This is a genomic window from Streptomyces sp. NPDC048637 (assembly GCF_040650675.1).
Taxonomy (GTDB): domain Bacteria; phylum Actinomycetota; class Actinomycetes; order Streptomycetales; family Streptomycetaceae; genus Streptomyces.
Genome location: NZ_JBEZHQ010000002.1, coordinates 169,083 through 181,578, shown reverse-complemented (window position 1 = coordinate 181,578; position 12,496 = coordinate 169,083). Strand labels below are relative to the sequence as shown.

Here is a 12,496-nt window from a genome sequence, read left to right as displayed (position 1 = left end):
CAAGGGCAGCCCGTCAGCGCTCAAGAGCGCTGACGGGCTGCCTTCCATGACGCCCGTCCGTCACTGCCGGCGTGCCACAGGTTCTTCGAACCGGAACGTGCTTCCATTGCGTGGACCGAGACGCGCGGTGACATGCATGCACGCTTCGGCTATCGAGAATTCCTTACTCGCCTCGGCCAGCCGCGCGCTCTTTTGTCCGCGGTAGCGAAAATACACGCTGATGCAGTGTGTACCGGGAGTCACCGGAACCCTTGAAGTACCCCATTTCACGGCATATTTTTGACCATCGACCTCAATGACCGGATGCGTCATCAGGTAATGAAACCATGCTGCAATGGGTGACGGTTTGACGAGAACTTCCACAACTGCCGTTTGATCCGCCATGTGTTGAGAATAAAAGGCTCAGTGGTAGTGATCAATGGATTCACGAGAAAATGGCTGTTGCATGGCGGATTTTTGACCCCTCACACCACACGGGCCGGAGCCCGGCCCTCAGCCAGAGGTCACCTGGTGACGAGTCCCCGAGCCATCGGGGGAAATCCGCAGCCTTTGCCGCCGCACTCCCGGGCGGCCGGCGGCCACGTACCCCTCGTACGCCTGGACCACCTCGTCCCACAGCCTCCTGGCGCCGTACTGAGCGACCGCGAACGTCGACAGCTGCCGGCCGTCATAGTCCACACTGGCCCAGCTCGTCGCCTCGTCGTCGGCCAGCCACAGCCGCGTATGCGCCGCCGCCACCTCGGTGTCCCACGCATGCCACGTCCCGGGCACCCGGAGGCCGATGTGCAGCTGGGCATCGAGGTCCGTCCCGGCGACTGACCAGGGAGACAGCTCCGTGACGGACCGATCGGGTTTCTGGCCGTCGCGCAGCACGTCGCGGTGCAGCTCGACATCGACCCGCTGGGCTCTCATCAGCATGAACGCACCGTAGGGAGCGAGCACACCCTCGGCGGTCCCGTCCCTCCGCTTGGTGGCGATGAGCGTCCCGAAGTTGCACCAAGGGGTGTCCCAGGGCGTGACGATGAGCCCGCCGGGCGAGGTCTGCTCCAGCCAGGAAAGCGGCACCGTTCGCACGGCGCAGGTGGAGATGATCCGGTCGTAGGGAGCGTTCGGCTGCCAGCCGCCCGCGCCATCCGCACACACCACGTCCGGCTGCTGCCCACTGGCCTCCAGCGCCCGCTGTGCGCGGCGCGTCAGCTCGGGGTCGACGTCGAGCGACGTCACGTTCCCCGCGCCGCAGAGGAAGGCGAGCAAGGCCGCGTTGAATCCGGTGCCGGTGCCGATCTCCAGCACCGAGTGCTCCGCCCGCGCATCGAGCGCCATCAGCATCCGTACCACCACGCTGGGCATCGACGCGGAGGAGGACGGGACACGATCGCCGTCGGGACCCTCGGTGAACTGGGTGACGAGAGGGGCGTCGCGGTATGCCGCGCGCCACCAGCGGTCGGGTGCGCTCTCCCGCTCACACGGCTCGTAGCCGCCGTTCCCGTCGCGCAACCACAGGGTGGGCGGCAGAAAGAGGTGGCGGGGCACGGCGTGCAGGGCAGCGCGCAGGGGAGCCGGGACGGGGCCACCGAGCTGATCGGCGATCTGGTCCAGCAGATCGCCGATGGCTTCGTCAGGCGCCGGAGACGAGGTCAACGAGCCTGCTCAGGCTTCGGCGGCGGGGTCGGTTCGGGGGCGGGTGGGATCGGCCGGCCCGGCTGCTGTCCGTCATCTCCGATCGGGCTGCGATGCTTGCTCACTTTGTCCTCCTTCGCCTGCTCAGTCAGCTACGGAGAGCGTATGGCCGGCCGGAGAAGTGAGGGAAGGGCGCATTTGCCGGGTGCACTCGATCGGGCCGCACTACGGTCCGGATCAGGCCGACAGCATCGCCAGTTCCGGGTCTTCCCGGAGTTTGGCCAGGGCGCGGGAGACGGCGCTCTTGACCGTGCCGATCGAGACCTCCATGACCTCGGCGGTCTGGGCCTCGCTCAGGTCCTCGTAATACCTCAGGACGACCATGGCCCGCTGGCGGGCGGGCAGTCGCATCACCGCGCGCCACATCGCATCGCGCAGGCCCTGGAGTTCGGCCGGATCGGGCGCCGGCAGCGGGTCCGGCTCCGGCATCTCGTCGACGACGAATTCCTCGACCTTGCGCTTGCGCCACTGGGAGGTGCGGGTGTTGATCAGCGCGCGGCGGACGTAGCCGTCCAGGGCGCGGTGGTCCTCGATACGGTCCCAGGCCACATAGGTCTTGGTCAGTGCCGTCTGGAGGAGGTCCTCGGCGTCGTTCGGGTTGGGTGACATCGACCGCGCAGTGCGCAGCAGGACCGGCCCCCGGGCCCGTACATAGGACGAGAACGTCGGGAACACAGCGGCGGTCGAAGCGCTGGTGCACACTGGCGTGGTCATGGGCACCACGCTAGGAGCGAGGGTGGGGTGTACGGATCGCCCCCAGGTGCCGAAGCGGCATCCGTCTCAAGTTGTAGGGGTGGGGTCTGCCTTACCTCCTCAGGGGGGACAGGGCGAGACGAAGGGCCTAGAGGGGGCCGACCCGAAAGTTCTGCGATCACGGTTTCGGGTGCAGGCGGCCCTGTCAGCCGTCCGCGCCGAGGACCAGCCCCGAGGTCGGCACCCCCGTGCCCGCGGTGACCAGCACATGCGCGGGGGTGCCCGCCTGGTTGACGGAGGTGCCGCGGAGCTGGCGGACGGCCTCGGCGATGCCGTTCATGCCGTGCAGGTAGGCCTCGCCGAGCTGGCCGCCGTGGGTGTTCAGGGCGAGGGTGTCCGCGGCGACGAAGTCCGCGGCCTCGCCGGGCGCGCAGAAGCCGAACTCCTCCAGCTGCATCAGCACGAAGGGGGTGAAGTGGTCGTAGAGGATCGCCACGTCGATGTCGGCGGGGGTGAGGGCGGCGGTCCGCCAGAGCTGGCGGGCGACCACGTTCATCTCGGGGAGGCCGGCCAGACCGTCGCGGTAGAAGCTGGTCATCTGCTCCTGGGCGCGGCCCGCGCCCTGTGCCGCGGCCCTGATCACCGCAGGTGGGTGGGGCAGCGCGCGGGCCCGCTCGGGCGTGGTCACCACGATCGCCTGGGCGCCGTCCGTCTCCTGGCAGCAGTCCAGCAGCCGCAGCGGCTCCACGATCCAGCGGGAGGCGGCGTGGTCGGCGAGGGTGATGGGCTTGTTGTGGAAGTACGCGGCCGGGTTGCGGGCGGCGTGGCGCCGGTCGGTGACCGCGACCGGCCCGAAGGCGTCCGGGGTCAGACCGTACGTGTGGAGGTAGCGCTGGGCGGCCATGGCGACCCAGGAGGCGGGGGTGAGCAGGCCGAAGGGGAGGTTCCAGCCGAGCGCCGCGCCCTCGGCGGAGGGCTCCCGCTGCTGTACGCCGGAGCCGAAGCGGCGGCCGGAGCGCTCGTTGAACGCGCGGTAGCAGACGACGACTTCGGCGATGCCGGTGGCGACGGCCAGGGCCGCCTGCTGGATGGTGGCGCAGGCCGCGCCGCCCCCGTAGTGGACCCGGGAGAAGAACGAGAGCTCACCGATGCCGGCCGCCTGGGCGACGGTGATCTCGGGGTTGGTGTCCATGGTGAAGGTGACCAGCCCGTCGACGTCCGCGGGGGTCAGCCCGGCGTCGTCGAGGGCAGCGCGTACGGCCTCGACGGCCAGTTGCAGTTCGCTGCGGCCGGAGTCCTTGGAGAACTCGGTCGCGCCAATGCCGGCGATGGCGGCCCGGCCGCCGAGGGAGTCGGGGCGGTGGACGCTCATACCGTGCCCTCCGGGAGGCCCACGGTCACCGTGCCGGTGACGTGGTGGCCGATGCCGTTCGCGCCGACGACCCGCACCACCGCCGCACCGTCCGTCACCTCGGTGATGGTTCCGCTCAACACCATGGTGTCTCCCGGGTAGTTGGGGGCGCCCAGGCGGATGGCGACCTTGCGCAGGGTGCAGCGCGGGCCGAAGTGGTCGGTGATGTAGCGGCCGACGAGCCCGTTGGTGGTGAGGATGTTCATGAAGATCTCCGGGGAACCCTTCTCACGGGCCGCTTCGGCGTCGTGGTGCACGTCCTGGTAGTCGCGGGAGGCCAGCGCTCCGGCGACGATCAGGGTGCGGGTGAGGGGGATGGTGAGGGTGGGGAGCTCGTCACCGGGTTTCATGGGGCCTCCGTCCGGGGCGGCTGGTCCGGGCGGGCGGCCGGTGCCGAGCGCTCCCCGGTGAGCAACTCGCCGAGTTCCTCCAGGGCTTCGGCTCCCGAGCCCAGATATCCGGCGAGCTGTCTGCCCCAGAGGAAGTGCCGGTGGACGGGGTGGTCGACGTCGGCGCCGATACCGCCGTGCAGATGCTGGCCGGTGTGCACCACGCGGGTGCCCGCCTCGGACGCCCACCAGGCAGCGGTCAGCGCTTCCGGTCCGGCGTCCAGGCCCGCGTCCCGGCGCCAGGCCGCCTCGTAGGCGGTGAGCCGGATGGCCTCGGTGTCCATGTGGGCGTCGGCGGCGCGCAGCAGCACGCCCTGGTTCGTGGAGAGCGGGCGGCCGAACTGTTCGCGGGTGGTGGTGTGGGCCACCGCACGGGCCAGGGAGCCGGCACAGACGCCGGCCTGGAGACCGGCGAAGGCGGTCCGGGCCAGGTCCAGGATTTCGGCGTAGGCCGCGCGGCCGGGGGTCTTCCGGCCGGGGGACTCCCGGCCGGGGGACTCCCGACCGACGGGCTCGGCGGTGCGGGTGGGGGCCTGGGGGGCGTGGCCCAGACGTTCGGCCGGGGCACCGTCCAGGGTGAGGCCGCCCGCCGACCACGGTGCGGTGGTCTCGACCGGGTCCCGCCGCGCCCCGGCGCCGTCGGGGCGTACGAGCCACAGCGTCTGCGTGGTCCCGTCCGGCACCAGGACATGGGTGGCGTCGCGCAGCCACGGCACCACGGGGACGAGGCCGGTCAGCCGCCCCGTCCCGTCCGCCGCCTCCTCGGCCCGTACGCCACCACGGCGCGCCGGAAAGGCCCCAGTGGCGACCGCTTCGCCGGACCGCAGCTCCGGCAGCAGGCGCGCCCGCTGCTCCGCACTGCCGTGCGCGCCGATCGCCAGCAGGCCGTACACACAGGTCGCGGCGAACGGCACCTGCGCCGTCGTACGGCCCTGCTCCTCCAGCATCAGGACGAGTCCGAGCAGGCCGGTCTCCTCCGCGGCGCCCGGCAGACCGGCCGCGCACAGCGCCTTCCACAGGTCGGCGTCGGTACCGCTGCCGCCTGCGGCGAGGCGCTCCGGTGTGGACAGGTCGCCGAAGATCTCCGCGGCCAGCTCACGGGCCGCCGTCTGTTCCGGCGTGGGCGTGAAGTCCATCTCACCCCTCACCGCCCTCGGCCACCCGGAAGACCGGCAGCTCCAACTCCTCGTCCGCACGCAGGAATTCGAGCCGCACGGGCATCCCGATCCGCACCTTGTCGCAGGGAACGCCGACGACATTGCTGACCATCCGCACGCCCTCCGCCAGCTCGATCAACCCGACCGCGTAGGGGGTCGCTGCGTAGGGGGTCGCTGCGTGGGGGGTCGCCGTGTCGGGTCCTGGTGCGTCGGACCGTGGCGCCTCGGACCCTGGTGCGTCGGGTCCTGCTGCGTCGGGGGCCGCCGGGTCCGGACCCGCCCCGTCGGCCGGTTGGTCGGTGAACGTGAAGGCGGGGAAGGGCGGATGGTGCATCACGACGTAGGAGAAGACCGTTCCCGCGCCGCTCGCCTCGACGGTGTCCCACTCCGGTGACCCGCAGGTGTTGCACCCCGGCAGCCAGGGGAAGCGCAGCGTCCGGCAGCCCGTGCAGCGCTGGATCAGCAGCCGGTGCCCGCGGACGCCCTCCCAGAAGCCGGCGTTGTCGCGGTTGATGACGGGGCGGGGGCGCCGCGGTGTGCGCCGCTCGGGCGCCGTGCGCGGCGCGGGTTCATTGCGCTGCTCGGGCTCATTGCGCTGCTCGGCCGTTTTGGGGGGCCGGGCGGCCGGGGCGTACTTGAGGACCCGGAAGCGGTGCGTCCCGGCCGGCTCGCCGTCCGCGCGGATATCCATCCGCGTCGTGATGAAGTGCCCGGCACCCAGCTTCGTGGTCTTGCGCTCCGACACCGATTCGATCACCGAGTCGAAGGTGATCCGGTCACCGGGCCGCAGCGGCCGCAGATACTCCTGCTCGCAGTCGGTGGCCACGATGGAGGTGTACCCGGCGCTGTCCAGCAGCCCGGACAGTTCGTCGTACGCCCCCGAGCGGTCCGCGTGGCCGGAGAGGCCGCCCATGGTCCAGGCCTGCAGCATGGTCGGCGGAGCGACGGCGTCCGGCCCCCGGTAGGCGGGGTTGGTGTCGCCCACGGCTTCGCACCAGTGCCGGATCATCGGCTCGTTGACCAGGTCCTTCCCCACACCGGCGGCCGCGGTCGGCCGGCCCTCATAGGCCTTGAGCTGGTCGTGTGTGAGCTCGGTGGGAGGCCTGTCGCCGGGCCCGGCCGCCGTCGGCCCCTCAGGGGACGCCCCGCTCATCGCCGCCCCCTCCGCATCCCCAGCCGCATCGTCGCGACGATCTCCCGCTGGACCTCGCTCACTCCGCCCCCGAAGGTGTTGATCTGTGCCGCACGGTTCATCCGCTCCAGCTCCCCGTCCCCGAAGACGCCCGGCGAACCGGCCCGTACCAGGGCGGCGTCACCGGCCACCTCCTGACACATCCGGTAGACCTCGACGGTGCTCTCCGTCCCCGCGAACTTGACGCCGCTGGCGTCGCCGGGGCTGAGCGTCCCGGCGCCCACATCACCGACCAGCCGCCAGTTCAGCAGCCGGGTGGCGGCCAGCCGGGCGTGTGCCTCGGCGAGCCGGGACCGTACCCATGGGCGCTCGGCGGGCCGCTCGCCGGTCTCCCGGTCCGGCGTACGGGCGTACCCCAGCGCCGCGCCGAACGCGTCCTCGGCCTGCATACCGATGGCGGCCAACGCCACGCGTTCATGGTTGAGCTGATTGGTGATCAGCTGCCAGCCGGCGTTCTCGTCGCCGACGAGGTTCCCGGCCGGGACGCGTATGCCGTCGTAGTACGTGGCGGTGGTCGTGAGCCCGCCGACGGTCTCGATCGGCGTCCACGAGAAGCCGGCGGCGTCGGTGGGCACCAGGATGATCGAGATGCCCCGGTGCTTGGGCGCGTCGGGGTCGGTGCGGCAGGCGAGCCAGATCCAGTCGGCCCGGTGGGCGTTGCTGGTGAAGCTCTTGCTGCCGTTGATCAGCCAGTGGGACTCCTCGGGGGCGCCGTCGCCGAGGGGATTCACCGTGCGGGTACGGCCGGCGCCCGGCTGCTTCACCGCGCGGGTACGGGCGTCACCCGGCTGCTTCACCGCGCGAGTGCGGCCGTCACCCGGCTGCTTCACCGCGCGAGTGCGGAGGGCGGCGAGGTCGGTACCGGCCTCGGGCTCCGTATAGCCGATCGCGAAGACGAGCTCGCCACTGAGGATGCGCGGCAGGAAGTAGTCCTTCTGCTGCTGGGTGCCGTACTTCATCAGGGTCGGGCCGACGGTGTTGAGAGTGACCATCGAGACCGGGGCGCCCGCGCGGTACGCCTCGTCGAAGAAGACGAACTGCTCGTCGGGGCCGCGGCCCTGCCCTCCGTACGCGGTCGGCCAGCCCAGGCCCAGCATGCCGTCGGCGCCGATCCGGCGCAGTACCGCACGCTGCGCCGCGGAGTCCTCGACCGGCCCGTCCGGCAGCACCTCCCGGAAGTACGAACGGAGTGTGGTGCGCAGTCGCTCCTGGCGCGCGGTGGGGGCGAGGTGCACGTCGGCGGCCTCCCCTTCTGGTGGCCGTACGCCCGGTGCGCTGGGTCCGGGCGTACGAACGAGCGAGCGGGTTTCTGACTGTCCGTCAGAAACCCGCTCGCTGTCAAGGTCGGCGCAGTGAACCCCGGAGAAGCCCCATTCTCTCCGTGCCGGCCCTGACGTATCACCTGCCGGTCAGCCGCCGCACCCCCCGCACGGCGGGCCGGATCACCCGAAGTTGTTGAAGGTGACGGTGGCGTTGGTCTGGTCGATCTCCGTGGGGCCGGAGCCGTTCACGCTCGCGGTGTTGTTCTGGTTGGAGGCGCCGGCACCGTTGGCGACCTGCTGACCGGTGGTCGAGTTGCCGAGGTTGTCGCCGCCGACGCCGGTCCCCGTCTGGCTTGTCGCCGCCGAACTCGACCCACTGGTCGCGAAGCCGCCGTTGTCGGCCTGCGCCACGCCGGTGAACAGCGCGGCCGCAAAGGGCAGTGCGGCGGCAACGGCGATGACGCGGGCGGTACGGGTGCTTGCCATGTCTATTCCTCCTACGGAACACGACTTCTGGATCCGACCTGCGGGACTGCTGGGCGGTCCGGCCTTGGCGGGCGCCGGTCTTGCCGGGTGCCTGTCTTGGCGGGCGCCGGCCTTGGCGGGCCTGCATTGGCGAGCCTGCGGTGCTGGGTCTGCGTTCTGGGTCTGCGGTGCTGGGCCTGCGGTGCTGGGACTGCGCTCTGGGTCTGCGGTGACGGGTCCGCCTGCTGGGCCCGCCTGCCGGTCTTCCTTGCTCGATCCAGTTGCTCGATCCGAATCCGGATTACCGAACTCCAATTGCTCATCGGGTAGTTGGCCGACCCCACAATGCTTGTCTCGACGTCGCGAACTCAGCTTTGCCCGCGAATCCCCGGTGAACCCGTCGCGAAGCAGCGATTCCCCCGCAAGCATGAGGAATCCCGGGTAAACCCCTGTCGCACCCGTCACCCCGGTCACAGCCCCGCGGCGACGCCCGGTCCCGCCGTGAGCCCGCCTGCGGCACGGCCGCCGCACGGCCGACGAGCCCACCCGGCGCACTGACGAACCCGGCGCGCGGGCTCACTGCGCACACGCCCCCTTCCCTTCGTCGAACATTCGTACGAAAATAGAGCCATGGCCATGCACCGCCGCCATGCCGGAACACCGACCGACCACCCGCCCGATCCCTGGGCCGGCGGCCGACCCGACCCAGGGGACGGCCGACAGCCCGATCCGTGGGCCGACCTGCACCCCGCCCGGCCCACGGACGCACCCGCCGCCGCGCTCGCCCAGGCACTCCTCGCCGCCGAGGCCGGCTACCCCGTCATCCCGCTGACCCGCAGCAAACTCCCCGCCCTCCGGTCCCCGCACCGCGGGCACCCCGAGGTCCCGCCCTGCCGCGGCGCATGCGGCCGGCTCGGGCACGGCATACACGATGCGCGTACCGACCCGCTCGCCGTCCGCCGGATGTTCGCCGCCGCCCCGTGGGCCACCGGCTACGGAATCGCCTGCGGACGGCCCCCACACCACCTCATCGGCATCGACCTCGACACCAAGAACGGCGCCGACGGCCTCACCGCCCTCCGATTCCTCGCCGAACAGCACGACTTCCCGATCCCGCCGACCGTCACGGTCCTGACCCCAAGCGGCGGCCGCCACCTCTGGTTCACCGGTCCGGCCTCACTGCCCGTATCGAATTCGGTCGGCCGGCTCGCCCCGGGCATCGACGTCCGCGGCGCGGGCGGCTATCTCGTCGGCCCCGGCTCGCTCACCACCCACGGCCGGTATGTCCGCGCACCGGACGCACCGCACCGCCCCGCCCCCGTACCGGGCACTCTGCTCACCCTCCTCACGGCCCCGCCCCCGCCCGCCCACCGCGAGTCGCTGTACGGCGTCCCGCCCCAGCCCGCCGCGGCGCTCATACGGTTCGTCCGGGCGTCCCCGCCCGGCCAGCGCAATGCCCGGCTCTTCTGGGCCGCCTGCCGCGCCGAGGAGTCCGGCCTCGGCCAGGAACTCGCCGCCAGGCTGACGGAGGCCGCCCGCCACACCGGCCTGTCCACAGAGGAGGCCCGCGCGACAATCGCCTCGGCGGCCCGCCGCCGGTAGAGGGGACGGCCACTGGCAGGAGGACGGCCGACAGACGGCGCGGGCAGAGGGGACGGCCGACAGACGGCGCAGGCAGAGGGACGGCCGGCAGACGGCGCGGCCAACAGGATCGGCCCGACGAGGCCTACGCCTTCCCCGCCTCGATTTCGCCTTCAGCGCCTCGGTTACGCCATCCGTGCCTCGATTACATCTTCCGCGCCCGATTACGCCTTCCGCGCCTCGATCAGGAACCGGGTCGTCTGCGCCACAAAGGCCCCCTCCCTGCGAATCAGCTCGTCCAACTCCCGCAACCGGTCCCGGTATTGAGCAACCGTGAAGCCGGGGACCATCCACACCACCTTCCGCAGGAAGTAGATGACCGCCCCGATGTCGAAGAACTCGGTCCGCAGCGACTCCGCGCGCAGATCGACCACCTCAAGGCCCGCGGCCTCCGCCGCCCGGCGCGCATCCTCGGAATGACGGGCGCGCCGTATGTGCTCCGGCTGCGGCCCCAGGAAGTACTCCACCAGCTCGAACACACTGGCCGGACCGACCTGTTGGGAGAAGTAGGTGCCGCCGGGCCGCAGCACCCGGGCGATCTCCTCCCACCACACGGTCACCGGATGACGGCTCGTCACCAGGTCGAAGGCCTCATCGGCGAACGGCAGCGGCGGCTCGTCCGCATCGGCCACCACCACCGCGCCGAGCGGATGCAACAGCGCGGTGGCCTTGGCGACATTCGGCGGCCAGGACTCCGTGGCCACCATCACCGGCGGCAGCTTCGCCGCCCCGGCGAGCACCTCACCGCCGCCCGTCTGGATGTCCAGCGCCGCCGACGCGCGCGCCAAGCGCTCACCCATCGCCCGCTGATATCCCCACGAGGGCCGCTCCTCCGTGGCCCGCCCCGCCAGCCACGAGAAGTCCCACCCCTCGACCGATACGGCCTCGGCCTCGGCCACCAGCTCCTCAAATGATCGCGTCATACCAACACAATCACCGCACAAGGCCCTGCCTGGCCAACGATTTACGCCGCCCCTGCCGGGGGCCTGCCACCTGGCCCCTCGCTCGCTCGCGCCCCACCCCGCCTCGTCCCGCCCCGCGGTCACGGGGTCACGGGGTCACGGGGTCACGGGGTCACGCGGTCATCCTTCCCCGTCGGGCCCCACCGGGAAGGCGAACTCCGGCCGGTCCCACATCACCGCAGGTGGATTCGCCGGCACCGTTCCGACCGGCCGGGCTCCCATGCTGCGGTAGAAACCCTCGGCGGGCGGATGCGCCACCACCCGCACGCTGTCGAGTCCGGCGCGCCGCGCCTCGTCCCGCAGATGCGCGACCAGCCGGCGCCCGATGCCGTACCCCTGGGCCTGATCCGCCACAAACATCAGGTCCAGCTCGGCCGGCTCCACCATGAGCGCATAGAACCCCAGCACCCGCTCGGCCTCCCGCTCACCCGGGCCCGCACCGCCGGCACCGTCCTCCACGGCGACGAACACCCGATGCGCTTCGATGTAGTCCGGCCCCACTCGATAGCCCTCGACCATCGACGAATACCGGCCCTCGTAAGCGCGAGAATTCCGTACCAGCCGAGTGAGCCGCCCGGCATCCCGCCCCTCGGCCCGCCGGATCAGCACAGACCCACGCCGGGCCCCACCCATTCCCCCTGCCCGCCGCGCACCCACCGTGACCACTGCCCACTTTCCGCATCATGTCTGGAATTCAATTCCAGATTCCACCACCACTTTACCGTGCCACCCTGACAGTAATCTCCACCCCGACAGCAATCCCCCCGACACCAATCCCCACCCCGCGGCCGTCACATTGCCCGACAGCCGCACGGCAGGGATTCCACGCTATGCAAAAGCGGGTCGACCGGCATACCGGCTGGGACGGGCGGCATACCGGCGCACCGGCTTGCCTCACTCGCCGCCCCAGTCCTCCTCCGGGAACGGAACACGCAGCTGATCCCAGGACTTCCGCCCCGGCCAGCCGTCCGCATCCGAGCCCGAGTATCCCAGGGCGCTCTGGAAGGAGGCATAGGCCTGACGGTGCTTGTCATTCCACTTGGGCCCGGGGCCGCTGAACCCGTAAGGGGCGCCGCACCCTTCCTCCACGAGGCGCAGCCCCATCATCTGGATGATCGGGCTGGTCGGCAGGGTCTTGAACCATTCGCCCCCGGGGAACGGAACGAAGCTGGGATCGCCGGGCTGCGGCTCTCCCGTCGAGGCCTTTGCAACAATCAGCCGCTGCCCCACCTTGATAACGTTCGGATCCGAAATGCTGTTCCAGATCTGAAGCTGCTTCACAGTGGTATGGAAGCGAGAGGCGATACCGGAAAGCGTGTCACCGGCCACCACGATGTAGTACCTGTCCTGTGTTGTCTGTTGAGTGCTCATGACACTCACGCTAGAAGCGTTCCCAGGCACCCGCACGTTTTCCCCACGGCCGCCATTTACCGCACAACTCCCAACTTCACCGGGGTCATTTTACCGCCGAAACACACCACCTGCATGACAGAATCCCGACTCCCCCAGGACCACCGAACGAAAGGAAAGAATGCCTCAATAAAAAGTGGCCCAATAAACCAACTCGGACGGCTGACGAGCCGGGGACGCGGGACGCGGGGCGCGGGGCGCGGGGCGATGTTGCTCGCACCGCCCCCGAAGGGC

The 12,496-nt window shown here is 70.9% G+C and carries 13 protein-coding genes; 1 reads left to right on the top strand and 12 read right to left on the bottom strand.

The window, feature by feature from the left end; translation table 11 throughout:
* Positions 1-60: 60 nt before the first annotated feature.
* The 9 genes from AB0C46_RS03620 to AB0C46_RS03580 form a co-directional block, all read right to left on the bottom strand.
* Positions 61-384: a hypothetical protein gene (locus AB0C46_RS03620; RefSeq protein ID WP_362825402.1), complete on the bottom strand. Its 324-nt coding sequence runs from the start codon at positions 382-384 to the stop codon at positions 61-63.
* 108 nt (positions 385-492) lie between these two features.
* Positions 493-1,641, bottom strand: a complete 1,149-nt coding sequence (locus AB0C46_RS03615) for a methyltransferase domain-containing protein (RefSeq protein ID WP_362825400.1) — start codon at positions 1,639-1,641, stop codon at positions 493-495.
* Positions 1,642-1,857: 216 nt separating this feature from the next.
* The gene (locus tag AB0C46_RS03610; RefSeq protein ID WP_362825398.1) at positions 1,858-2,394 is read right to left on the bottom strand and encodes a SigE family RNA polymerase sigma factor; all 537 of its coding nucleotides are present in this window, start codon (positions 2,392-2,394) and stop codon (positions 1,858-1,860) included.
* A gap of 184 nt (positions 2,395-2,578) precedes the next feature.
* Positions 2,579-3,745 carry a lipid-transfer protein gene (locus AB0C46_RS03605; RefSeq protein WP_362825396.1) on the bottom strand — a complete coding sequence of 389 codons (1,167 nt, stop codon included), beginning with the start codon at positions 3,743-3,745 and terminating at the stop codon, positions 2,579-2,581.
* Positions 3,742-4,134 carry a MaoC family dehydratase gene (locus tag AB0C46_RS03600; RefSeq protein ID WP_362825394.1) on the bottom strand — a complete coding sequence of 131 codons (393 nt, stop codon included), beginning with the start codon at positions 4,132-4,134 and terminating at the stop codon, positions 3,742-3,744. The genes AB0C46_RS03605 and AB0C46_RS03600 overlap by 4 nt, the downstream gene beginning before the upstream one ends.
* Positions 4,131-5,309 carry an acyl-CoA dehydrogenase family protein gene (locus tag AB0C46_RS03595; protein WP_362825392.1) on the bottom strand — a complete coding sequence of 393 codons (1,179 nt, stop codon included), beginning with the start codon at positions 5,307-5,309 and terminating at the stop codon, positions 4,131-4,133. Before AB0C46_RS03595 ends, AB0C46_RS03600 begins: the two co-directional genes overlap by 4 nt.
* Before the next feature lies 1 nt (position 5,310).
* Positions 5,311-6,483, bottom strand: a complete 1,173-nt coding sequence (locus AB0C46_RS03590) for an OB-fold domain-containing protein (protein WP_362825390.1) — start codon at positions 6,481-6,483, stop codon at positions 5,311-5,313.
* On the bottom strand, positions 6,480-7,757 hold the full coding sequence (locus AB0C46_RS03585; RefSeq protein ID WP_362825388.1) for an acyl-CoA dehydrogenase family protein: 1,278 nt from the start codon (positions 7,755-7,757) through the stop codon (positions 6,480-6,482). Before AB0C46_RS03585 ends, AB0C46_RS03590 begins: the two co-directional genes overlap by 4 nt.
* A 207-nt stretch (positions 7,758-7,964) precedes the next feature.
* The gene (locus tag AB0C46_RS03580; protein ID WP_362825386.1) at positions 7,965-8,270 is read right to left on the bottom strand and encodes a hypothetical protein; all 306 of its coding nucleotides are present in this window, start codon (positions 8,268-8,270) and stop codon (positions 7,965-7,967) included.
* A 609-nt stretch (positions 8,271-8,879) separates the two neighbouring features.
* Between AB0C46_RS03580 and AB0C46_RS03575 the strand changes: the two genes are divergently transcribed.
* On the top strand, positions 8,880-9,851 hold the full coding sequence (locus AB0C46_RS03575; RefSeq protein WP_362825384.1) for a bifunctional DNA primase/polymerase: 972 nt from the start codon (positions 8,880-8,882) through the stop codon (positions 9,849-9,851).
* 203 nt (positions 9,852-10,054) lie between these two features.
* Here the strand turns inward: AB0C46_RS03575 and AB0C46_RS03570 are convergent, their stop codons facing one another.
* From AB0C46_RS03570 to AB0C46_RS03560, 3 genes are all read right to left on the bottom strand, one after another.
* Positions 10,055-10,813, bottom strand: coding sequence for a class I SAM-dependent methyltransferase (locus tag AB0C46_RS03570; protein ID WP_362825382.1), 759 nt, complete (start codon positions 10,811-10,813; stop codon positions 10,055-10,057).
* A gap of 159 nt (positions 10,814-10,972) precedes the next feature.
* Positions 10,973-11,485, bottom strand: a complete 513-nt coding sequence (locus AB0C46_RS03565) for a GNAT family N-acetyltransferase (RefSeq protein ID WP_362825381.1) — start codon at positions 11,483-11,485, stop codon at positions 10,973-10,975.
* A gap of 261 nt (positions 11,486-11,746) precedes the next feature.
* A complete protein-coding gene (locus tag AB0C46_RS03560; protein WP_362825379.1) occupies positions 11,747-12,223 on the bottom strand; it encodes a peptidoglycan-binding protein in 477 nt (158 codons plus the stop codon).
* Between the last annotated feature and the right edge of the window lie 273 nt (positions 12,224-12,496).